Annotated in this window: 18 protein-coding genes; 12 read left to right on the top strand and 6 right to left on the bottom strand. The window is 72.4% G+C overall.

Features of this window, described 5'->3' with window-relative positions:
- Nucleotides 1–27: 27 nt before the first annotated feature.
- Nucleotides 28–2,364: a glycoside hydrolase family 2 protein gene (locus ACFVYA_RS24670; protein WP_387048235.1), complete on the bottom strand. Its 2,337-nt coding sequence runs from the start codon at nt 2,362–2,364 to the stop codon at nt 28–30.
- Nucleotides 2,365–2,440: 76 nt separating this feature from the next.
- Nucleotides 2,441–3,487, bottom strand: coding sequence for a LacI family DNA-binding transcriptional regulator (locus tag ACFVYA_RS24665; RefSeq protein ID WP_387048233.1), 1,047 nt, complete (start codon nt 3,485–3,487; stop codon nt 2,441–2,443).
- Nucleotides 3,488–3,649: 162 nt separating this feature from the next.
- Between ACFVYA_RS24665 and ACFVYA_RS24660 the strand changes: the two genes are divergently transcribed.
- The 9 genes from ACFVYA_RS24660 (at nt 3,650) to ACFVYA_RS24620 (ending at nt 14,718) form a co-directional block, all read left to right on the top strand.
- Nucleotides 3,650–5,167 (top strand): sugar ABC transporter ATP-binding protein, encoded by a 1,518-nt coding sequence (locus ACFVYA_RS24660; protein WP_387048231.1) that lies wholly within the window; start codon nt 3,650–3,652, stop codon nt 5,165–5,167.
- On the top strand, nt 5,164–6,204 hold the full coding sequence (locus ACFVYA_RS24655) for an ABC transporter permease (RefSeq protein ID WP_387048229.1): 1,041 nt from the start codon (nt 5,164–5,166) through the stop codon (nt 6,202–6,204). The genes ACFVYA_RS24660 and ACFVYA_RS24655 overlap by 4 nt, the downstream gene beginning before the upstream one ends.
- Complete coding sequence (locus ACFVYA_RS24650) at nt 6,197–7,204, top strand: ABC transporter permease (RefSeq protein WP_285991604.1); 1,008 nt, start codon at nt 6,197–6,199, stop codon at nt 7,202–7,204. Before ACFVYA_RS24655 ends, ACFVYA_RS24650 begins: the two co-directional genes overlap by 8 nt.
- Before the next feature lie 5 nt (nt 7,205–7,209).
- Complete coding sequence (gene rhaS, locus ACFVYA_RS24645) at nt 7,210–8,271, top strand: rhamnose ABC transporter substrate-binding protein (RefSeq protein WP_387048228.1); 1,062 nt, start codon at nt 7,210–7,212, stop codon at nt 8,269–8,271.
- Between the two features lie 71 nt (nt 8,272–8,342).
- Nucleotides 8,343–8,687, top strand: coding sequence for an L-rhamnose mutarotase (locus tag ACFVYA_RS24640; RefSeq protein WP_387048226.1), 345 nt, complete (start codon nt 8,343–8,345; stop codon nt 8,685–8,687).
- Nucleotides 8,684–9,859, top strand: coding sequence for an L-rhamnose isomerase (gene rhaI / locus ACFVYA_RS24635; RefSeq protein WP_387048224.1), 1,176 nt, complete (start codon nt 8,684–8,686; stop codon nt 9,857–9,859). The genes ACFVYA_RS24640 and rhaI overlap by 4 nt, the downstream gene beginning before the upstream one ends.
- Before the next feature lie 2 nt (nt 9,860–9,861).
- A complete protein-coding gene (locus tag ACFVYA_RS24630; protein ID WP_387048223.1) occupies nt 9,862–11,880 on the top strand; it encodes a bifunctional aldolase/short-chain dehydrogenase in 2,019 nt (672 codons plus the stop codon).
- A gap of 10 nt (nt 11,881–11,890) precedes the next feature.
- Nucleotides 11,891–13,312, top strand: a complete 1,422-nt coding sequence (locus ACFVYA_RS24625) for an arabinose isomerase (protein WP_387048221.1) — start codon at nt 11,891–11,893, stop codon at nt 13,310–13,312.
- Nucleotides 13,313–13,317: 5 nt separating this feature from the next.
- Nucleotides 13,318–14,718 (top strand): rhamnulokinase family protein, encoded by a 1,401-nt coding sequence (locus ACFVYA_RS24620; protein WP_387048290.1) that lies wholly within the window; start codon nt 13,318–13,320, stop codon nt 14,716–14,718.
- 63 nt (nt 14,719–14,781) lie between these two features.
- Here the strand turns inward: ACFVYA_RS24620 and ACFVYA_RS24615 are convergent, their stop codons facing one another.
- From ACFVYA_RS24615 to ACFVYA_RS24600, 4 genes are read right to left on the bottom strand one after another with little or no spacing between them, the layout of a single operon-like run.
- Nucleotides 14,782–15,117 (bottom strand): hypothetical protein, encoded by a 336-nt coding sequence (locus ACFVYA_RS24615; RefSeq protein WP_285991610.1) that lies wholly within the window; start codon nt 15,115–15,117, stop codon nt 14,782–14,784.
- A gap of 33 nt (nt 15,118–15,150) precedes the next feature.
- Nucleotides 15,151–15,759, bottom strand: a complete 609-nt coding sequence (locus ACFVYA_RS24610; RefSeq protein ID WP_285991611.1) for a response regulator — start codon at nt 15,757–15,759, stop codon at nt 15,151–15,153.
- On the bottom strand, nt 15,756–16,823 hold the full coding sequence (locus ACFVYA_RS24605; RefSeq protein WP_387048218.1) for a sensor histidine kinase: 1,068 nt from the start codon (nt 16,821–16,823) through the stop codon (nt 15,756–15,758). The genes ACFVYA_RS24610 and ACFVYA_RS24605 overlap by 4 nt, the downstream gene beginning before the upstream one ends.
- A 10-nt stretch (nt 16,824–16,833) precedes the next feature.
- Nucleotides 16,834–17,217 (bottom strand): hypothetical protein, encoded by a 384-nt coding sequence (locus ACFVYA_RS24600; RefSeq protein WP_387048217.1) that lies wholly within the window; start codon nt 17,215–17,217, stop codon nt 16,834–16,836.
- Between the two features lie 129 nt (nt 17,218–17,346).
- On the opposite strand from ACFVYA_RS24600, the gene ACFVYA_RS24595 reads away from it, so the two are divergent.
- From ACFVYA_RS24595 to ACFVYA_RS24585, 3 genes are all read left to right on the top strand, one after another.
- Entirely contained in the window at nt 17,347–18,378 is a 1,032-nt protein-coding gene (locus ACFVYA_RS24595; RefSeq protein WP_387048215.1) for a LacI family DNA-binding transcriptional regulator, read from the top strand.
- A 17-nt stretch (nt 18,379–18,395) separates the two neighbouring features.
- Entirely contained in the window at nt 18,396–18,884 is a 489-nt protein-coding gene (locus ACFVYA_RS24590) for a DinB family protein (RefSeq protein WP_387048213.1), read from the top strand.
- A 111-nt stretch (nt 18,885–18,995) separates the two neighbouring features.
- Entirely contained in the window at nt 18,996–22,220 is a 3,225-nt protein-coding gene (locus ACFVYA_RS24585; RefSeq protein WP_387048212.1) for a TIM-barrel domain-containing protein, read from the top strand.
- Nucleotides 22,221–22,265: the final 45 nt, after the last annotated feature.

Genomic DNA, 22,265 nt, shown 5'->3' with positions numbered 1-22,265 from the left:
GGCCGACACGCGCGTTAAGGCAAGGGCTCAGGAGCGTGCCGCGTTCGCCGTCACCCGGACCGTGGCGGTGGCCGAGCCGAGCGTCCCGTGCCGGGCCGTCAGCGTCAGGGTGGCCGGCGACCCCGCGAACGGCCGCAGCCACACCGCGGCCGCGCCGCCGGTCGCCCCGAAGTCCAGTGCCGGATCCCCGATCAGCTCGCCCGGCCCGGTCAGCGTCAGCCGCACCTCGCCCGCCGTCCCCGCGCGGAGCGTCCCGAAGCGGTCCACCGCCGCCACCACCACCCGGGTCGCGTCGCTGCCGTCCGCGAGCAGCTCCGGGTCGTCGGGCACGCAGCTGAGCACGTCCGAAGCCCGGTCGCCGCTGAAGCGCCGGCTGACGACCAGCCGCCCGCCCGCGTAGCCGTCGATGCGCAGCTGCGGCCGCCGCCCCTTCGGCACGACCAGGTCGGCCGCGAACGGCGGGTAGCGCAGGTGCGGGAAGTCCGCGCGCCGGCTGCGGGCCTCGCCCGCCGGACGGTCGTCGAGGAACAGCAGCAGGCGGTCGCAGTTGGACCAGATCGTCGCCCCCGGCCCGGGCCCGGCCGGCTGGGCCGTGAAGTCCCAGGCGAAGCCGGGCTCCACGACCGCCCGGACCGCCGGGTCGGCCTGCGAGGCGTAGAAGGCCGCGGCGGGCTTCGGGATCCGGAAGATGTCCGACACCCCGGCGTACTTGGACCCGCCGACCGCCCGCTGCCAGCCCGACGGGTAGTCGAAGGCGCACCAGGCGAGCAGCCCGCAGTAGCGGTCGTCGGCGGCGGCCAGGTCGTGGGCCTCGGCGTGCAGTTCCGCCTGCTGCTGCCGGACGCCAGGGGCGTCGGTCCGGCGGTAGGCCCGGGCCCCGGCGATCGTGCCGATCGTCTCGGTCACCAGGTACGGCACCCCCGGCCGCGGCGGGCGCAGCCGGAAAGGTGCCCCGCGCCGGGCGGTGTAGTCGTTGTAGGCCAGGATTTCGACGTCGCTGCCGGCGAACCGCCCGAGCGTGGTGCTGGCCAGCGCGCCGCTGGTCGGCCGGGACGGGTCGAGCTGCCGGGCCAGCCGCCCGGTCCGCTGGTACATCGCCGTCGTGCCGTTGGCCTCGTTCACCCGCGTGCCCCAGACGACGATGCTCGGGTGGTTGCGGTCGCGCACCACCATCCCCTCGACGTCCGCCAGGTTCCGCCGCTGCCAGGCGTCGTCCCCGACGTGGCCCCAGCCCGGGATCTCCTCCCAGACCAGCAGGCCCAGCTCGTCGCAGGCGTCGAGGAACGCGCTCGACTGCGGGTAGTGCGAGCAGCGGACCATGGTGCAGTTCAGCTCGCGGCGCAGGATTTCCGCGTCACGCCGCTGCACGCGGTCCGGCAGCGCGCCGCCGGCGAACGGGTACCACTGGTGGCGGTTGAGCCCGAACAGCTTGAGCCGCCGTCCGTTGAGGAAGAAGCCGTCGGTGGTGAACCGCGCGTCGCGGAACCCGGTCCGCACCACCCGCTGGTCGAGGGCGTGCTTCCCGGACTGGACCGTCACCACGACTTCGCAGAGCGCGGGATCTTCGACGTCCCAGAGCCGTACCCCGCCGAGCCCGCCGACGTCGAATTCGACCGTCGTGCCGCGCACCGGCGCGCCGCCGCGGGCGAGTTCGCGACCCGCTTGGAGCACCGACGCGGTCACCTCGCCCACGACGGGCACGTCGAGCGTGCAGGTCAGGTGCAGCGACCGGCCGGGGGAGAGGACGTCGACGGGCCGCGCGAAGACGTCGGCCAGCCGGATCCGGGGCACCGCGCCGACCGCGGCGGCGCGGTAGATCCCGGCCGGCTGGTAAAAGTCGATCAGCGACGGCCCCCCGCCGCGCGGCAGATTGGGCGGCACGTCCAGCGCCCACCGCCCGTCGACGACCACGGCCAGCACGTTGTCGCCCGCCACGACGTCCGGCAGCGCCACCTCGAAGGGCAGGTAGCCGCCTTCGTGGGTGGCGACGAGCCGGCCGTTGAGGTGCACCTCGGCGTTCGTCATGACGCCGTCGAAGCGGGCGGTGTGGCGTTCGGTCGTCGTCGCGGTGAAGTGCTTGCGGTAGATCCAGCGGTCCTGCCAGGACGCCGGGTCCCACCCGGTCCACGAAAGCGGGGTGACGCAGTGGGGCAGCTGCACCGGCGAGAGGTCGATCTCGTCGAAGCCGAGCTCGGTGCAGCCGTCGTCGTACCGCCCGAACAGCCAGAAATCGCCCAGCCGCGGCGTTTCCGGCCCGGGGGTCGCGTGCCCGGCCGACCCGGCGACGACGCCGAGCAGCGCGGCTCCGCCGGCGGCCAGGAACCCGCGCCGGGACACACCCGGGCTGCTGTGCGAGTCGGCCATCCACGACCTCCGTGCTCGGGCTCCCCCGGCTTATCGCCGGTGACCGGTAAGACGTCACAAACGATCAGCGGGTTGCTCAGCGCAGGGTCGAGGCGCGGACCACCAGCTCCGGGGTGAACACGACCTTCCGGTGTTCGTGGCCGGTTTCGGTCGTTTCCGCCAGCAGCAGCTCGACGGCCGTGCGGCCCAGGCGCCGCCGCGGCTGGCGGACCGACGTCAGCGGGACCGCGGCCGCCGCGGCGAACTCGATGTCGTCGTAGCCCACGATCGCCAGGTCGTCCGGGACGCTCATGCGCAGGTTCGCGCACGTCTGCAGCAGGCCGAGGGCGACCAGGTCGTTGGCGCAGAACGCGGCGGTCGGGCGGACCGACGCCGGCAGTCCGGCCAGCCGCTGGCCCGCGCCGCGGCCGTCGGCCACCGTGAGCGCCGTCGTCGTCAGGTCGACCAGGTGGTCCGGGCCGAGCCCGGCCGCTTCCAGGGCGCGCAACGCGCCGAGCCGCCGGTCGCGGACCTGGCCGACCGTCGTGTGGTTGCCGATGAAGGCGATCCGCTCGTGGCCCTGTTCGACCAGGTGCCGCACGGCGATCTCGCCGCCGTAGACGTCGTCGACGGCGACCGAGCAGTGCGTGGTGCCTTCCGGCGTCCGGTCGACGACGACCACCGGCGTGCCGCGGCGGGCGATCTCGCCCAGCAGCGGGGCGTCCGGGTCGACCGGCGTGATGAGGACACCCTGGACGCGCTGCTGTTCGAGACGCCCGAGGTAGGCCGCCTCCCGCGACGGCTGGTGCGCGCTGTTGCAGAGGAAGAGGGAAAGGCCGCCGTCACCGGCAGCGTCCGCGGCGTCTTCCATGCCGGCCGCGACATCGGTGAAGAACGGGTTGCTGCCGTCGAGCATGACGTAGGCCAGCACCCGGCTGCGCCCGGCCCGCAGCTGCCGGGCGGATTCGTTGCGCACGAAGCGGAGTTCGGCCATCGCGGCTTCGACCTTGGCCCGGGTCACCGGGCTGACCCGGTCGGGCCGGTTGAGCACGTTGGACACCGTGCCGAGGGAGACTCCGGCGGCCGCCGCGACCTCCTTCATGCCCGCCGCGCGCGGCTCGGCACCCGGCTCCCTGACCACCATCCGGACCCCCTCTCGCCCCGGGCGTTGAAACGTAACATCACCACGAACTACCCGCTGGAGATGCCGTTTGGCCACGGCTGCGCCGATGCATTGACTTCTTCTTCTGCCGCATAGTAGCTTCACCGCACCAGATTTGTGAAACCTTTCAATCCGGAGGTCGCGATGACGCGCCCACGCCCGGGCCGGGCCCCTCTGCTGGAGGTGCGCGGCGTGACGAAGTCGTTCGGCGCGGTCGCGGCCGTCGCCGGTGTGAGCTTCGGGCTGCACGCCGGGGAGGCCCACGCGCTGGTCGGGGAGAACGGCGCCGGCAAGTCCACGATCGTCAAGATGCTGGCCGGCGTGCACAAACCCGACGACGGCACGCTGCTGCTGGACGGCGAGGCGAGAGAATTCGGCTCGCCCGCCGACGCCAAGGCCGCCGGCATCGCGGTCATCTACCAGGAGCCCACGCTGTTCCCGGACCTGAGCGTCGCGGAGAACATCGTGATGGGCCGCCACCCGCGCAAGAGCCTCGGCCGGATCGACCGGGCGGCGATCCGCGCCGAGGCCGAGCGGCTCTTCGCCCGCCTCGGCGTCCGGATCGACCCCGCCCGCCCGGCCCGTGGGCTGTCCATCGCCGACCAGCAGATCGTCGAGATCGCCAAGGCGCTCAGCGCCGACGCCCGCGTGCTGGTGATGGACGAGCCGACCGCCGCGCTGACCCAGATCGAAGTCGAGCGACTGTTCTCCGTCGCCAGGACGCTGCGCCAGGAAGGCGCGGCGATCATGTTCATCTCCCACCGCTTCGAGGAGATCACCGAGCTCTGCCAGCGTGTGACGATCATGCGCGACGGGAAGCACGTCTCCACCGACGCCATCGAGGACGTCACCGTCGAGGAGATGGTGAAGCGCATGGTCGGCCGCGACCTGGACGCGCTGTTCCCGAAGCAGGACGTCGAGCCCGGCGCGGTGGTGCTGGAGGTCGAGGGCCTCGCCCGCGAGGGCGTGTTCCGCGACATCTCCTTCTCCGTGCGCGCCGGGGAGATCGTCGCGTTCGCCGGGCTGGTCGGCTCCGGCCGCTCGGAAGTCGTCCAGGCCGTGTTCGGCGTCGACGAGCGGGACGCCGGGGTGGTGAAGGTGAGCGGCAAGAAGCTCAAGCCGCACTCGTCACGGGCCGCGATGGCCGCCGGGATGGCCCTCGTGCCCGAGGACCGGCGCCAGCAGGGCCTGATCATGGACCTCTCGATCGAGCGGAACGTGACGCTGCCGCGCTCGCGCGCCCTCTCGAAGCTCGGCTTCCTCACCGGGGCGAGCGAACGCCGGGAAGCCCGGCACTGGACCGAGCGGCTGCGCACCAAGTACCGCCGCCTCGGCGACCCCGTCGGCACGCTTTCGGGCGGGAACCAGCAGAAGGTCGTACTGGCGAAGTGGCTGGCGATGGCACCGAAGGTGCTGATCGTCGACGAGCCGACGCGCGGCATCGACGTCGGCACGAAGGCCGAGGTGCACCGGCTGATGTCCTCGCTGGCCGCCGAAGGCGTCGCGATCGTGATGGTGTCCTCGGAACTGCCGGAGGTGCTGGGCATGGCCGACCGCGTGCTGGTGATGCGGGAGGGCCGGATCGTGGCCGAGCTCCCGCGCGCCGAGGCGACCGAGGACTCGGTGATGTTCGCCGCGATGGGGCAGGGAGCCGCCGCATGACTGTCACCGAGGAGGCCCGCGTGACGGAGGAACCGGCCGTCCCTTCGCGACGGTCGTGGCCCGCGAACGTGCTGAAGGCCCGCGAATCCGGCATCGTGCTCGCCCTGATCGTCCTGGTCGCCTTCACCGCGACGCAGAACTCCCGGTTCCTTTCGGGGCAGAGCATCCGCGACATCCTGCTGGGGACGGCGATCCTGGCGGTGCTCGCCGTCGGGCAGGCCATCGTGATGATCACCCGCAACATCGACCTCTCGGTCGGCTCGGTGCTCGGCCTGTCGGCGTTCGCCGTGGGCTCGCTGATGAAGGACAACCCGGGCCTGCCGGTGATCGTCGCGATCCTGGTGGGGCTCGGCGTGGGCGCGGTGTGCGGGCTGCTCAACGGCGCCCTCGTGCGCTTCGGCCAGGTGCCCGCGCTGGTCGTCACGCTCGGCACGCTGTACGCCTACCGCGGGGTCAGCTACTTCTGGGCCGGCGGTCAGCAGATCAACGCCGACAAGCTGCCGGCGTCCTTCCTGGACTTCGGCACCGCGTCGCTGCTCGGCGTGCCGTGGCTGGTCCTCATCGCGGTGCTGGTCCTGGTCGCCGCCGGGATCGTGCTGCGCAGCTACCGCGCCGGCCGTGAGCTGTACGCGATGGGGTCGAGCCCGCAGGCGGCGCAGCTGGCCGGCATCCGGGTCGGCCGCAACACGAGCGCGGCGTTCCTGATCAGCGGCGCCCTCGCCGGCCTGGCCGGCGTCCTGTTCGCCGCCCGGTTCGGCACCGTGGACGCCGCCGCCGGGACGGGCTACGAGCTCAACGTCGTCGCCGCGGCTGTCGTCGGCGGGGTGGCGGTGTTCGGCGGCAGCGGCTCGGTCTGGGGCGCGGGCCTCGGCGCGCTCCTGCTGACCGTCATCGGCAGCGCCTTGGCCGTGCTCGACATCAACCAGTTCTGGCAGCAGGCGATCGTCGGCGCGCTGATCCTGCTCGCCATCGGCGCCGACCGGCTCGTCGCCGTCCGGGTCGCCAAGGCTTTGAAGAAGAGGGATTCCCATGTCTGACCAGGGGAACCGGCTCGGCCGGCTGCTCAGCTGGGACGCCGCCGTCGTGCTCGTGACGGTCATCGTCCTGATCGTCGCCTCGGGTGCGGTGGACAACTTCGGCACCAGCCGCAACTTCACCTTCCTGCTGCTCGACCTGCTCCCGATCGCGCTGGTCGCGCTGCCGATGACGTTCATCATCGTCACCGGCGAGATCGACCTGTCGGTGGCGAGCACGCTCGGCCTGACGTCGGCGGTGATGGGCTCGCTGTGGGACGCCGGCTTGACGATCGAGGCGATCATCCCGCTCTGCATCGTGCTCGGTGCGGTCCTCGGCGCGCTGAACGGCTTCTTCGTCACCGTGCTGAAGCTGCCGTCGCTGGCCGTCACCATCGGCACACTGGCCCTTTACCGCGGCCTGGCCTTCGTGGTGCTGGGCGACGGCGCGGTCGCCGACTTCCCGCGCGACTACACGAGCTGGGTGACCGGGACGATCGGCGACGGCCCGATCCCGAACGTCCTGATCCCGCTGATCGTCGTCGCGCTGATCTTCGGTGTCGTGCTGCACGCGACCCCGATCGGCCGCGGCGTGTTCGCCGCCGGCGCGGGCGAGCAGGCGGCCCGGTTCGCCGGCATCCGCACCGGGCGGCTCAAGTTCTGGCTGTACGTCGTGAGCGGCGCGGTCGCGGGTCTCGCGGGGGTGCTGTGGACGCTGCGGTACTCCAGCGCCCGTGCCGACAACGGGTTCGGTCTCGAACTGGCCGTCGTGGCCGCCGTGCTGCTCGGCGGCGTGTCCATCTTCGGCGGCAAGGGCACGCTGCCCGGCGTGCTCGCCGGGGTGGTCCTGCTCGCCTCGCTGCAGAACGCGCTGCGTCTGCAGGACGTCTCGAACGAGGCGCTCAACATCGTGACCGGCGTGCTCCTCATCGTGTCGGTCCTGCTCCCCAACATCGTGTCCTCGGCCCGAACGGCGCTCCGGCGCCGCCATCGAGCTGCCAGCGCGGTTTCCCCAGAAAGGTGACAAAGATGTCCCGACGGTTGCTCACCGGTGTGGTCTCGGCCGGGCTGGTGCTGGTCCTGGCCGCCTGCAGCGGCACGACCAAGAACGACAACGCCGGCTCCGGCGCCCAGCAGTCCACCGCCGCGGCGAACCCGAACGCCGCGGCGAAGGAGGGCGTCAAGATGGCGTTCCTGCCCAAGCAGCTCAACAACCCCTACAGCGACATCGAGGTCAGCGGCGGCAAGGCGGCCCTCGGCGAGCTGAAGGGCGAGTACAAGCTGGTCGGGCCGAACGACGCCAGCGCGTCGTCGCAGGTCAGCTACATCAACACGCTGATCCAGCAGCAGCAGGACGTCATCGGCATCGCCGCGAACGACCCGAACGCGGTGTGCCCGTCGCTCAACCAGGCCCGCGGCGCCGGCATCAAGGTCGTCGCGTTCGACTCCGACGCCGCCAAGGACTGCCGCGACGTCTTCATCAACCAGGCCACCACCCAGGGCATCGGCGAGGCGCTGGCCAAGCAGGCCAAGGACCTCTCGGGCGGCTCGGGCGAGATCGCGGTCCTGTCCGCGACGCCGAACGCCACCAACCAGAACGCCTGGATCGAGGTCCTCAAAAAGGAACTGGCGAAGCCGGAGTACGCGAGCCTGAAGCTGGACAAGGTCGCCTACGGCAACGACGACGACCAGAAGTCGTTCCAGGAGGCCCAGGGCCTGCTGCAGTCGTTCCCCAACCTCAAGGTGATCGTCGCGCCGACCACGGTCGGCATCGCGGCCGCCGCGCGGTACGTCAGCTCGTCGAGCTACAAGGGCAAGGTGGCGGTCACCGGGCTGGGCACGCCGAACCAGATGCGTGCCTTCGTCAAGGACGGCACCGTGAAGCAGTTCGCGCTGTGGAACCCGGCCGACATCGGCTACCTCGCCGCCTACGCCGGCGTCGCCCTCAAGTGGGGCCAGATCACCGGCAAGCAGGGTGAGAAGTTCAAGGCGGGCAAGCTCGGCGACTACACGATCGGCGAGAACGGCGAGATCGTGCTCGGCCCGCCGACGACGTTCGACGCGAACAACATCGACAAGTTCAACTTCTGAGACTGTTCGGCTTCCAGACTCCCGGCCGGGTCGCGACGGGCGGCCCGGCCGGGTCCCACCAAGGACGGACTGTGCCCCGATACTGCTTCTGCCTGCAGGTCAAGCCCGACCGGCTGGCCGAGTACGCCGAGCGTCACCGCGCCGTCTGGCCGGAGATGCGGCAGGCCCTGCACGACACCGGCTGGCGCAACTACTCGCTCTTCCTGCGCCGGGACGGCCTCCTGATCGGCTACGTCGAGGCGGACGACCTCGCCGCGGCGCAGGCCGCCATGGCGAAGACCGAGGTCAACACGCGCTGGCAGGCGGAGATGGCGGAGTTCTTCACCGGCCTCGACGGCGGTCCGCCGGACGAGGGCTTCCAGCTCCTCGAAGAGGTCTTCCACCTCGAACCCCCAACCGTCGCGGAAGGACAGTGATCGCCGTGGGCGACTTGACGGCCGTGAAGCAGGCCTTGCGGGCCCAGCGCATCGAGACGCCGTCGTGGGCGTACGCGAACTCGGGCACCCGGTTCAAGGTGTTCCCGCAGCCCGGTGTCCCGCGGACACCGGAGGAGAAGATCGCCGACGCCGCGATGGTGCACAAGCTCACCGGGGTCGCGCCGAGCGTGGCCCTGCACATCCCGTGGGACAAGGTCGGCGACTACGGCGCCCTGACCGCGTACGCGCGGGACCTCGGTGTCGAGATCGGCGCGATCAACACCAACGTCTTCCAGGACGAGGACTACAAGCTCGGCTCGGTGACCAACCCCGATCCCGGCATCCGCCGCAAGGCGACCGACCACCTCCTGGAAGCCATCGACATCATGGACGCGACGGGCTCGCGCGACCTGAAGCTGTGGTTCTCCGACGGCATCAACTACCCCGGCCAGGACGACATCCGCGACCGGCAGGACCGGCTCGCGGCGGCGCTTCGCGAGACCTACGAGCGGCTCGGGGACCACCAGCGGATGCTGCTGGAGTACAAGCTGTTCGAGCCGGCGTTCTACGCCACCGACGTCCCGGACTGGGGCACGTCCTACGCCCACTGCATCGAGCTGGGGGAGCGGGCCACGGTGTGCATCGACACCGGCCACCACGCCCCCGGGACGAACATCGAATTCATCGTGGCGTTCCTGCTGCGGGCCGGGAAGCTCGGCGCGTTCGACTTCAACTCGCGGTTCTACGCCGACGACGACCTGATGGTCGGGGCGGCCGACCCGTTCCAGCTGTTCCGGATCATGTACGAGATCGTGCGGGCGGACGCGTTGGACCCGGCGTACGGGATCGCGTTCATGCTCGACCAGTGCCACAACATCGAGGCGAAGATCCCGGCGATCATCCGGTCGGTGATGAACGTCCAGGAAGCGACCGCGAAGGCGCTGCTGGTCGACCGTGACGCCCTGCGCGCCGCCCAGCAGTCGGGTGAGGTGCTCGCCGCGAACGCCGTGCTGATGGACGCCTACAACACCGACGTCCGGCCGCTGCTGGCCGAGCTGCGCACCGAAGCCGGGCTCGACCCGGACCCGATCGCGGCCTACCACCGCAGCGGGTACCAGGAGAAGATCGTGGCCGAGCGCGCCGGCGGCACGCAGGCCGGATGGGGAGCATGAGGATGACCGTGCCGGAGCAGCTCATCGCGCGCAGCAACGCGCTCGGGGCCGACCCGCGCAACACCAACTACGCCGGCGGCAACACCTCGGCCAAGGGTTCGGTGACCGACCCGGTCACCGGTTCGCCCACCGACGTGCTGTGGGTCAAGGGTTCCGGCGGCGACCTCGGCACGCTGACCGAGGCGGGACTGGCGGTGCTGCGGCTGGACCGGCTGAGGTCGCTGGTCGACGTCTACCCGGGCGTCGAGCGCGAGGACGAGATGGTCGCCGCGTTCGACTACTGCCTGCACGGCCGCGGCGGCGCGGCGCCGTCGATCGACACGGCGATGCACGGCCTGGTCGAAGCCCCGCACGTCGACCACCTGCACCCCGACTCGGGCATCGCGCTGGCGACCGCAGCCGACGGACCGGCGTTGACCAAGGAGTGCTTCGGCGACCGCGTCGCGTGGGTCGACTGGCGGCGGCCCGGGTTCCAGCTGGGCCTGGACATCGCCGCGGTGAAGGCGGCCAACCCGCAGGCCATCGGGGTGATCCTCGGCGGCCACGGCATCACCGCGTGGGGCGCGACCTCGGAAGAGTGCGAGCGGAACTCCCTGGAGATCATCCGGACCGCCGAGGAGTTCCTGGCGTCCCGGGGTGCTCCGGAGCCGTTCGGGCCGGTCGTGCCCGGGTTCGAGGCGCTGCCCGACGCCGAGCGGCGGGCGCGGGCGGCGGAGCTGGCGCCGGTGATCCGCGGGCTGGCTTCGACCGACCAGCGCGTTGTCGGCCACTACACCGACAGCGACGTCGTGCTCGAGTTCCTCTCCCGCGAGAAGCTCCAGCCGCTCGCCGCGCTGGGCACGTCGTGCCCGGACCACTTCCTGCGCACCAAGGTCCGGCCCCTGGTGGTGGACCTTCCGGCGACCGCGCCCGTGGAGGACGTCGTCGCGCGGCTGAAGGAACTGCACGCGGAGTACCGCGACGCCTACCGCGGCTACTACGAACGGCACGCCGATGCCGACTCGCCCGCGATGCGCGGCGCCGACCCGGCGATCGTGCTCGTCCCCGGTGTCGGGATGTTCTCCTTCGGCAAGGACAAGCAGACCGCGCGGGTGGCGGGGGAGTTCTACGTCAACGCGATCAACGTCATGCGCGGCGCCGAGGCCGTCTCGACCTACGCCCCGATCCCGGAAAGCGAAAAGTTCCGGATCGAGTACTGGGCGCTGGAAGAGGCGAAGCTGCAGCGGCTGCCGAAGCCCAAGCCGCTCGCCGGGCGGATCGCCCTGGTCACCGGCGCCGGTTCGGGGATCGGCAAGGCCATCGCGCAGCGGCTCGCGGCCGAAGGCGCCTGCGTGGCGATCGCCGACCTGAACGGGGACGCGGCCGCGGAGGTCGCCGCGGAGATCGGCGGGACGGCGGTCACCGCCGACGTCACCGACGCCGCGGCGGTCCAGGCCGCGGTGAACGCCACCGTGCTGGCGTTCGGGGGGATCGACCTGGTGGTCAACAACGCCGGGCTGTCCATCTCGAAGCCGCTGCTGGAGACCACCGAACGCGACTGGGACCTGCAGCACGACGTGATGGCGAAGGGCTCATTCCTCGTCGCTCAGGCCGCGGCGAAGGCCATGGTCGCGCAGGGCATCGGCGGGGACATCGTCTACATCTCCTCCAAGAACTCGGTGTTCGCGGGCCCGAACAACGTCGCTTACGGTGCCGCGAAGGCCGATCAGGCCCACCAGGTGCGGCTGCTGGCGGCCGAGCTCGGCGCCCACGGCATCCGGGTCAACGGCGTCAACCCCGACGGCGTCGTCCAGGGCTCGGGCATCTTCGCCGGGGGCTGGGGTGCCCAGCGTGCCGCCGTCTACGGCGTGCCGGAGGAGAAGCTGGGCGAGTTCTACGCCCAGCGGACCATCCTCAAGCGCGAGGTGCTGCCCGAGCACGTCGCGGCGGCGGTGTTCGCCCTCACCGGCGGCGACCTCACCCACACCACCGGCCTGCACGTGCCGGTGGACGCCGGGGTGGCCGCCGCGTTCCTGCGCTGACGGAGGACCGATGACCATGGATCGCATCACCCCGCGCCGCACCCGCGTCGGCCTCGTGTCCGGCGGGCTCGGCGCCTACTGGCCGCAGTTCCCCGCGCTGCTGCCCCAGCTGCAGGCCTCGGCCCGGCGTGTCACCGAGCGGCTGTCCACCATGGACTGCGAGGTGATCGACGCCGGGTTCGTCTCGGACGCTCAGGAAGGCGCGGCCGCGGCGGAGAAGCTGCGGGTGGCCGGCTGCGACCTGATCGTCGGCTTTCTCACGACGTACCTGACGTCCAGCATGCTGGCGCCGGTCGCGCAGCGCTCGGGTGCGCCGGTCCTGCTGCTGAACCTGCAGCCCACCGAGGCGATGGACCACGAGTCCTTCGACACCGGCGCGTGGCTGGCCTACTGCGGCGCCTGCCCGCTGCCGGAGATGGCCAACAGTTTCCGGCGCCTGGGCGTGGAGTTCCGCTCGGTGTCCGGGTACTTGGAGGATCCGCGCGCGTGGACGCGGATCGAGCGGTGGATCAAGGCGGCCGGGGTCCGGGCGGCCCTGCGGCACGGCCGGCACGGCCTGCTCGGGCACCTCTACCCGGGCATGATGGACGTCTCCACCGACCCGACCCTGGTGTCGGCCCAGCTCGGCGGGCACGTCGAGATCCTGGAGGTCGACGACCTGCGGGTGCGCGTGGAGAAGGTCAGCGACGACGAGACCGCCGCGCGCGTCGCACTGGCCCGTGAAGTGTTCACTGTGGACGAGTCCGTCGTGGACGAGGACTTCGCTTGGGGCGCCCGGGTTTCGGTGGCGCTCGACCGGCTCGTCGACGACTTCTCGCTGGACTCCCTGGCTTATTACCACCGCGGCCTCGACGGGGAGACCCACGAACGCGTCGGCGCCGGGTTCATCCTCGGCGCGTCCCTGCTCACCGCGCGCGGCATCCCGGCCGTCGGCGAGTACGAGCTGCGGACGTCCCTGGCCATGCTCGTCATGGACCGCCTCGGTGCCGGCGGCTCGTTCACCGAGCTGCAGGCGCTGAACTTCCGCGACGGCGTGGTCGAGATGGGCCACGACGGCCCGGCGCACCTCGGGATCAGCGCCCGCAAGCCGCTCCTGCGCGGCCTCGGCGTCTACCACGGCAAGCGCGGGTGGGGCGTGTCGGTGGAGTTCGACGTCAAGCACGGGCCGGTGACGTTGTGCGGGCTCGGCCAGCGCCGCGACGGGACGTTCACGCTCATCGCGTCGGAAGGCACCGTGGTGCCCGGTCCGCTGCTGCGGATCGGCAACACCACCTCCCGCGTCGACTTCGGCTGCGACCCGGGGGAGTGGACCGACGCGTGGTCCGCCAGCGGCATCGCGCACCACTGGGCGCTCGGCACCGGCCACCGCGTCGCCGAGCTGACGGCCGTCGCGGACCTGCTCGGCTTGGAGCTGACGGTGGTCCGCCCGTGAAGCGAGTGGCGGCCGTCGACCTCGGCGCGTCCAGCGGACGGGTGATGGCCGGCACGGCCGGGCCGTCGCTGCTGACGGTCGAGGAGGTGCGGCGCTTCCCGAACGGCGGCGTCCGCGCGGGGCCGGCGCTGTACTGGGACATCCTGGGCCTCTACCGCGAAACCCTGGCCGGCATCCGCGAAGCCGGGCGCCTGGACGGCGTCGGCATCGACTCCTGGGCGGTCGACTACGGGCTCCTGGACGACCGCGGCGCGCTGCTCGGCAACCCCGTCCACTACCGCGACTCGCGCACCGAAGGCGTGCTTCCCCAGGTCTTGGCGAAGGTGTCCGCGCGCGAGCTCTACGACGTGACGGGACTGCAGCAGCTGCCGTTCAACACGCTCTACCAGCTGGTTTCGGAGGGCGACCGGCTCGAGGCGGCGTCGACGATGCTGCTCATCCCCGACCTGCTGAACCACTGGCTCACGGGCTCGATCGGCGCCGAGCGCACGAACGCGTCGACGACGCAGCTCTACGACGTCCGTGCGCGGACGTGGGCGGCTTCGCTCGCTTCGCGGGTCGGCATCCCACCGCGGCTGCTGCCGCCGCTGCGCGACCCGGGGACGGTGGTGGGCACGGCGGACGAGCTGTCCGGCCTGCCGGTGGTGGCGGTCGGCTCGCACGACACGGCGTCGGCGGTCGTCGCGGTCCCGGCGGCCCCCGGGACGAACTTCGCGTACATCTCGTCGGGCACGTGGTCGCTGGCCGGTCTGGAGCTGCCGGCACCGGAGCTGAGCGACGCGGCGCTGGCGGCGAACTTCACGAACGAGGGTGGCGTCGACGGGACCATCCGGTTCCTGCGCAACGTGATGGGCCTGTGGGTGCTGTCGGAGACGTTGCGCACCTGGTCGTGCCCGGAGGACCTCCCGGCGCTGCTGGCCGCCGCGGCTTCGTCGCCCGCGTTGGCGGCGGTGGTGGACATCGACGCGCCGGCGTTCATGAGGCCCGGGGACATGCCGTCCCGGCTCGAGGCGGCTTGCCGCGCGACGGGCCAGCGCCCGCCGGCCGGCCGGGCGGCGGTGGTCCGCTGCATCGTGGACAGCCTGGCCCTGGCCCACCGCCGGGCGATCCACGCCGCGGCCCGCCTTGCCGGCCGTCAGGTCGACGTGGTCCACCTGGTGGGCGGCGGAGCCCGCAACGAGCTGCTGTGCCAGTCGACGGCGGACGCGTGCGGGGTCCCGGTGCTGGCGGGCCCGGTCGAGGCGGCGGCGCTGGGGAACGTGCTGGTCCAGGCCCGGGCGCTGGGGGAGGACCTGCCGGATCTGGCGGCCATGCGGGCTTTGGTGCGCGAGACCCAGGAGATCCGGCGTTACGAGCCATCGGGAACGGCGGACTGGGCGGCGGCGGAGGCCCGGCTGTTCGGCTGACGGCCCAGGGCAACCGCGGGCCGCGTGGCCGACGAATGCGGTGGTCCCGGTCGCTCCCGCGGCTCAGAGGTTGATGTCGCCGTGCACGTCCCGGAGCTGCACGACCTTGCCGGTGACGTTCCCGGTCACGGAGTTGTGCACGTCCCCGTGCGAGCCCGGCAGCTTCTCCCACTCCGTCCGCAACGCCTCCGCGAACTCCCCGTCCTCCGCCTCCGCCTCGTACAGCCGCTCGGCCAGCGCCGTGATCGGCCGGTCGTCATCCGGGGCGGCCGACGCCGCCTCCAGCACCGCGACGGCCGTGGGGTCCTTGGCGAACTTGCGTCTGACCAGGTCGTACAGGCCGGTCGCACCCTTCGCCGCCAGTGCGGCGGCGATGGAGACCAGGATCGGTTCGGGCATGGGTCCAACCTAGCCGCGCACCTGCGCCGCGAGCTACAGCCAGCCCCGCTCGTCCGCCATCCGCACGGCTTCCACCCGGTTGCGCGCCCCGGTCTTGGCAATCGCCGCCGACACGTAGTTGCGCACGGTCCCCTCGGACAGGTACAGCCGCGAAGCGATCTCCGCGATCGTCGCCCCGCTTCGCGCCGTGATGAGGACATCGCGCTCGCGGGCCGTCAGGGGCGATTCGCCCGCCGCCAGTGTCGCCACCGCCAGCGCCGGGTCCACCACCCGCTCCCCGCCGCGGACCCGGCGGATCGCGTCGGCGAGCACGTCGGCCGGGGCGTCCTTCACCACGAACCCGGCCGCGCCCGCCTCCATCGCGCGCCTGAGGTACCCGGCCCGCCCGAACGTCGTCAGCATGACGATCCGGCAGTCCGGCACCTGCGCGGCCAGCACCGCCGCGGCCGCCAGGCCGTCCAGGCCGGGCATTTCGATGTCGAGCAGGGCGACGTCGGGGCGGTGCTCGCGCGCCGCCGCGACGACCTCGTCCCCGCGGCCCACCGAGGCGACCACCTCGAAGTCGTCCTCGAGCGCGAGCAGCGCGCACAACGCCTCCCGGACCAGCGCCTGGTCGTCGGCCAGCAGCAACCGGATGGTCACACCGTCACCCGCAGCCGCCACCCGTGCGGGTCCAGGGGACCCGCCGAAAAGCACCCGCCGGCCGCGAGGACGCGCTCGCGCAGCCCGTCGAGCCCGGAACCCCCGCTCGCGACCCCGCCCACGCCGTCGTCGACGACCTCCACTGTGGACGCCGAGAGCGTCACCGAGCACCGCGTCGCCCGCGCGTGCCGGGCCACGTTGGTCAGGCCCTCCCGCACCACCCACCCGAAGAGCTCCTGGTGCGCCGGGCCGACCACGTCGGCGGCCGTCGGCAGGTCCGCGGCGACCCCGCACGCGCGCAGCAGTTCGCGGCCGCGGGCGAGCTCGCCGGCCAGGGTGACTTCGCGATACCCCGACACGGCCGCGCGGACGTCGGCCAGCGCCTGCCGCGCCAGCGTTTCGACGGCCGCCATCTCCTCGCCCGCGCGGGTGGCCTCCGCCGTGACCAGCCGCCGGGCCAGGGTGCTCTTCACCGTGATCGCGGTCAGCGAGTGGCCGAGCAGGTCGTGCAGGTCCCGCGCGATCCGGGTCCGTTCGGCCTCGGACGCCAGCCGCGCGACCTCGGCGCGGGCCTCGACGAGCGCGGTGTTCGCCCGGATCGCCTCGGCGAACGCGGACACCACGAGCACGGTGAACACGAGCGCGACCGCCTGCGTCCAGCCCGGCCCGCCCGGCCAGGGCCCGGCGACGGCGGCGAGCGCGGCCGCCGCCACCAGCCCGATCGCGAGGCGCCGGGGGAGCCGCGGCACGGCGAGGGAAAGGACGACGGCGGCGAGGAAGAAGGCGTCGGCGTGGGCGAACGGGATCGCGACGGCGAACAGCACGGCGCAGCCACCGGTCAGCAGCCAGAACGGCCGCGTGGCCCGGCGGGCCGCCGCGGTCGCGGCGAGCAGGTAGCCGACGGCGAACGCGGCCACGACCAGACAGCCCGCGAAAGCGGCACGGCCCGCGGAATGCTGCAGCACTCCGGCCACGGTCACGGCCGGGTAGACGAGCATGCCGGCGTCGAGCAGCCGCAGCCGCCAGCCGCGCACCCAGCGCTGCACGTCCCTCGTCCCGTCCACCACCGGCACGCTACCGTCCTCGCGGTCGCCGGCCGTTGACCAGCACGGTCACCCCGAGCAGCAGCAGCCCGCAGGCGGCCTGCTCGATCCGCAGCCACAGCGGGAACAACCCGGGCCACGCGACGATGACGGCGATCGCCACCAGCATCACCGCCGAGACGATCCGCAGCCGCAGGAGCCCCTTGCGCGAACCCCGGGCGGCGCTGCGGGCGAAGGCGAACGTCAGCAGCGAACTGGCGACGACGATGGTGGCGCGCACCCAGACCGCGTCGGTCACCATCGCGGGGTGGTCCCGGAACAGGACGATCACGACGAAGGTGAGGACGGAGAGCGCGGTGTACGCGCCGGTCAGCAGCAGCACCGGCCGGTAGCCGGCGGTTTCGGTTCTGGTCATGCGGAAATGCTCACCGCGCGGGCCGGCGGCGGGCAGTGCCGTCCCGCACCGGCCACCCGTGACGTTTGTCAGCGGCCCAGTTGCCGGCAGCACGGGGAGAGCGCTCTCACAGCGTGCTAGAAAGGACGGGTGACGACGCAGCCGCCCACCCTGGAGGACGTCGCGCGGGTCGCCGGGGTCTCGCGCGCCACGGTGTCCCGCGTGGTGAACAGCGTGCGCAACGTCGATCCGAAGCTGCGCGAGACGGTCGAGCGCGCCATCGCCGACACCGGGTACGTCCCGAATCGCGCGGCCCGCTCGCTGGTCACCCGGCGCACCGGCGGGATCGCGCTGGTCGTGTCCGAACCGGAGCGGCACGTCGAAGCGTTCACCGGCGGCGTGTTCGGCGACCCGTTCTTCGGCCGGGTCGTCGAAGGCGTGCTCGCGCAGCTGCGCCCGGAGGGGCTGCACCCGCTGCTGATGCTCGTCGACAGCGACGAAGAGCGCGAGAAGCTGGTGCCGAAGCTGCGCCAGGAGCAGGTGAGCGGCGTGCTGCTGATCTCGCTGCACCCGGCGGAAGACCCGCTCCCGCGCATGCTGACCGGCGCCGGCGTCCCCACGGCGTTGTTCGCGCGGCCGGCCCGCCCCGCGCCGGTCTGCTACGTCGACGTCGCCCACCAGGACGGCGCCCGGCTCGCGGCCGGCAGGCTCGTCTCGCGCGGCTGCCGCCGTGTCGCCACGATCGCGGGCCCGGCGGGCACCCCGGCTGGGCAGGACAGGCTGGCCGGGTTCCGCGACGCGATGGCCCGCCACGGTCACGCGTACGTCGCGGTCGCCGAGGGCGACTTCACCGAACAGGGCGGCGAACGGGCCATGGAGCGCCTGCTCGCCGAGGACCCCGAGCTGGACGGGCTCTTCGTGGCCAACGACCTGATGGCGTACGGCGCGCTGACGGTGTTGCGCGAGGCCGGCAAGCGGGTCCCGGACGACGTGGCGGTGGTCGGCTTCGACGACAGCCGGGTCGCGCTCAGCTGCCGCCCCCGGCTCACGACGGTCCGCCAGCCGGTCGAGGAGATGGGCGCAATGATGGCCCGGATGGTGCTCGACCGCATCGCCGACCCCGCCCTGCGCGCGGAGTCGGTGATCTTCGACCCGGAACTGGTGGTCCGGGACTCGGCCTGAGCGCTAGGTTCGGAGGCATGCTCGAGACCCAGCGGAAACCGGTGCCGCGCAACGACGGCGGTGAGCTCGACACCGCGACGGCGTTCCTGTCGTTCGCCCGCGAGTGCGTGCTCAAGAAGACCGACGGCCTGTCCGAAGAGCAGCTGCGCCGGGTCCTGGTCGGCTCGGGCACCACGCTGCTCGGACTCGTCCACCACCTGACCTTCGCCGAGCGGGTCTGGTTCGGCCACCACGTCGCCGGTGGCCCGAATCCCGGCGATGGGGGAATGGACGTCCCGGAGGGGCTCACCGCCCCCGAAGTCCTGGCCGGCTACCGCGCGGCGATCGAGGCGAGCGACGCGGCGATCCGGGCCGCCGGTGACCCGGACACGCCCTTGGCGGTGCCGATCGACGGCAAGACCCACACCCTGCGGTGGGTGCTCGCGCACATGACGAGCGAGACCGCTCGCCACGCGGGACACGCCGACATCCTGCGGGAGCAGATCGACGGCGTGACCGGCCGCTGATCTGTCCGGGACAAGTTCCGCGCAATGGTCTGGACATCGGCCGATTTCCTGTGCTCAGATTTCCAACGTTGTAACGCCGCCGAGTCCCCTTCACCGGAACGGAGTTCCGCCGTGCGGACCAGAACAGCGAGAACCATCCGGCGGGCCTGCGCGCTCGCCGTCGCCGGGAGCGCCGTCGCGGCGGTGGCCGTCGCGACGCCCGCCGTGGCCGGGCCCGCGCGCCAGACCGTCACCGCCGGGAACGCCCGCTTCCAGGTGCTGTCCCCGACCTTGATCCGCACCGAGTACGCGGGCGACGGCCGCTTCACCGACGCCGCCACCTTCAACGCCGTCGGCCGTGGTGCCTTCACGCCGACGCCGTACACCAGCACCGTCGCCGGCGGCGTCCTCACGATCAAGACGAGCGCGACGACGCTGACCTACCGGCTGAACTCCGGCCCGTTCGACGGCGGCAACCTCGAGGTCCGCACGACCGCGGGCGCGACCCCGGTGCTCGCGGCCCCCTGGCACCACCTGACCTGCGCGGCCGGCGCACGGTGCGAGGCCGAAGACCTCACCACCGACGGGCTCGGCGTCGCGACCGACCACTCCGGTTACACCGGCGAAGGCTTCCTCGCCGGCTTCGAAAGCACCGGGAACTCGGTGACGGCGGACGTCCTCGCGCCCACCGCGGGGACCTATTCGGTGACCGCGCGCTACGCCAACGGCCAGGGCGGCGACGGCCAGCACGTCTCGCGCACCCTGAGCGTCTCGGTCGACGGCGGCGCGGCGCAGAAGCTCACGCTGCCCGCGACGGCCGACTGGAACGCCTGGGCACTGGCCTCGGTCCCGGTCACCCTGGCCGCCGGTCACCACAGCGTCCGCCTCGAGCGGACCGCGGGCGATTCCGGCAACGTCAACCTCGACGGCCTGGCCGTGCTGACCGCCGGTGCGCCCTTCCCACCGGCCTCGGCGCGCGCGTTCGGCGGCTGCCCCGCCGGGACGAGCTGCGAGGCCGAAGCCGGGTTGCGCTCGGGATCGGCCGTCGTGGCGGCCGACCACACCGGGTACGCCGGGCGCGGGTTCGTCGCCGAGCTCAACCGCGGCTCGACGCTGACCCACCGCGTCGCGGACGTCCCGGCCGACGGCACGTACCTGCTGCACGTCCGCTACGCCAACGGCACCGGCGGCGACGGCCGCCACGAAATGCGGACGGCGCCGGTCACCGCGAACGGCGTCACCCGCACGCTGACGCTGCCGATCACCGACGGCTGGGACGCCTGGAAGAGCGCGTCCGTGCCGGTGGACCTGAAGGCGGGCACGAACGACGTCGTCCTCGGCTGTCCCGAGGACACCAGCTGCCACGTCAACGTCGACACCGTCGCCGTCACCCCGGCCGGGGGCACCGCGCCGCCGCCGCACCTCGCGCTCGGCGGCTACCGGCGCGGTCTCGACGGCGTCAACGGCGACAACGGCGCGCCGTCGACCACCGAAGGCCTGCTGCACCAGGACGGCTGGTACCTGCTCGACGACACGATCTCCGCGCTGTACGACACGCGGACCCGCGCCGTGACGCCGCGGCCGTCGCACGGCGGGAACCCCTACCAGGACGGCTACTTCTTCGCGTTCGGCCACGACTACAAGGCCGGGCTGCGTGACCTCGCGACGCTGACCGGGCCGCCGCAGCTGCTGCCGCGCTGGGCCTACGGCGTCTGGTACTCCGAGTACATCGACCGCACCGCGGCCGACTACCGCGACACGATCCTGCCCCGGTTCCGCAGCGAAGGCGTCCCGCTGGACGTCCTGGTGACCGACACCGACTTCAAGGCGCCGGACACCTGGAACGGCTGGCAGTTCGACACCGCGAAGTTCCCCGACCCGGCCGGCTTCTTCGCCTGGTCGAAGGCCCAGGGCCTGCACAACAACCTCAACATCCACCCCAGCATCATGGGCTCGGACCCGCAGTTCGCCCGCGCCCAGGCGACGGCGAAGGGCAAGCTGGCCAAGTCGAACTGCGGCACCGACTGCTACGTCTTCGACTGGGGCGACCCGGACCAGCTCAAGGCCTACCTCGACCTGCACGCCGGCATGATGAAGCAGGGCAACGACTTCTGGTGGCTCGACTGGTGCTGTGACGCCTCGCGCTCGAGCCTGCCCGGCGTGACCCCGGACGCGTGGATCAACCAGCAGTACGCCGACCTCGCGGCGCCCGCGACCGGCCGTGGGTTCGTCATCTCGCGGGCGTACGGCTCGCTGCAGGCCGGCGGCTACGGCGGCCCGACGGGGCTGGCGACGGGGCCGTGGGCGGACAAGCGCAGCACGCTGCACTTCACCGGCGACACGTCCTCGACGTGGGGAACGCTGCGGATGGAGGTCGGCATCACCCCGGCGGAGTCGGCCGCGACGGGCATGTCGGCGATCAGCCACGACATCGGCGGCCACAACGACACGACGGGCCTGCGCGGCAGCGAAACCTACACCTCCGGCGGGCAGCAGCGCCAGACGGCCAAGCTGCCGGACGACCTGTACGCGCGCTGGGTGCAGCTCGGGACGTTCCAGCCGATCGACCGCCTGCACAGCAACCACAGCGACCGGCTGCCCTGGCAGTACGGCGACGCGGCGAAGGCGTCGGCGACGAAGTTCCTGAACCTGCGGGAAAACCTGGTGCCCACCACCTACACGCTGGCGCAGGAAGCAGCCACGACAGGCGTCCCGGTGGTGCGCCCGACGTACCTGGAGTACCCGGACGAGCCAGCCGCGTACGCGGCGGCCCAGAGCGAGTACTTCTACGGCCCGGACATGCTGGTGGCACCGGTGACCTCCCCGGGCACGTCGGCGACGACGTCGGTGTGGTTCCCGCCGGGCCAGTGGACGGACTACTTCACCGGCAAGACCTACGCGGGCGGCACGACCCAGCAGGTGACGTCCGACCTGGGCACGATGCCGGTGTTCCTCCGCGCGGGCGGCATCACGGCCACGCGGACGGCCGACGTCGCCAACGACGTCCAGAACCCGCTGAACCGGGTCACGGTGACGGTGGCGCCGGGTGGATCCGGGACGTTCTCGCTGTATGAAGACAACGGTGTGTCGTCGTCGCGTTCGTCGTCGACGAAGATCACCTACAGCGAGCGCTCCGGGGCGCACACGGTGACGGTGTCACCCGCGCAGGGCTCGTTCCGGGCGGCACCGTGCGAGTGGACGGTGAAGTTCCTCGGCGTGGCGGCGGCCCCGAGCCGGGTGAAGGTCGGGAACGGCTGGGCGCCGTCGACGGCGTGGAAGTGGGACGCGGCGACGAAGACGCTGACCGTGACCGCTCCGGCCCACCCGGGCCGAGGGCCGGTGACGGTCACGTACTGAGCCTCCGGCGGGCGAAGCCGGAAACGGCCGTCGAGGCCACGGATC

Origin of the sequence: Amycolatopsis sp. NPDC058278, assembly GCF_042881395.1 — a bacterium.
Lineage (GTDB): Bacteria > Actinomycetota > Actinomycetes > Mycobacteriales > Pseudonocardiaceae > Amycolatopsis.
This window is presented reverse-complemented; position numbering and strand designations above follow the sequence as displayed.

What these genes read in the sequence shown, in the direction of transcription:
- ACFVYA_RS24630 (WP_387048223.1), top strand. Translation starts at nt 9,862, where the DNA reads ATGACCGTGCCGGAGCAGCTCATCGCGCGCAGCAACGCGCTCGGGGCC.
- ACFVYA_RS24625 (WP_387048221.1), top strand. Translation starts at nt 11,891, where the DNA reads ATGACCATGGATCGCATCACCCCGCGCCGCACCCGCGTCGGCCTCGTG.
- ACFVYA_RS24665 (WP_387048233.1), bottom strand. Translation starts at nt 3,487, where the DNA reads ATGGTGGTCAGGGAGCCGGGTGCCGAGCCGCGCGCGGCGGGCATGAAG.
- ACFVYA_RS24655 (WP_387048229.1), top strand. Translation starts at nt 5,164, where the DNA reads ATGACTGTCACCGAGGAGGCCCGCGTGACGGAGGAACCGGCCGTCCCT.
- ACFVYA_RS24600 (WP_387048217.1), bottom strand. Translation starts at nt 17,217, where the DNA reads ATGACCAGAACCGAAACCGCCGGCTACCGGCCGGTGCTGCTGCTGACC.
- ACFVYA_RS24670 (WP_387048235.1), bottom strand. Translation starts at nt 2,364, where the DNA reads ATGGCCGACTCGCACAGCAGCCCGGGTGTGTCCCGGCGCGGGTTCCTG.
- rhaS (WP_387048228.1), top strand. Translation starts at nt 7,210, where the DNA reads ATGTCCCGACGGTTGCTCACCGGTGTGGTCTCGGCCGGGCTGGTGCTG.
- ACFVYA_RS24590 (WP_387048213.1), top strand. Translation starts at nt 18,396, where the DNA reads ATGCTCGAGACCCAGCGGAAACCGGTGCCGCGCAACGACGGCGGTGAG.
- ACFVYA_RS24660 (WP_387048231.1), top strand. Translation starts at nt 3,650, where the DNA reads ATGACGCGCCCACGCCCGGGCCGGGCCCCTCTGCTGGAGGTGCGCGGC.
- ACFVYA_RS24615 (WP_285991610.1), bottom strand. Translation starts at nt 15,117, where the DNA reads ATGCCCGAACCGATCCTGGTCTCCATCGCCGCCGCACTGGCGGCGAAG.
- ACFVYA_RS24650 (WP_285991604.1), top strand. Translation starts at nt 6,197, where the DNA reads ATGTCTGACCAGGGGAACCGGCTCGGCCGGCTGCTCAGCTGGGACGCC.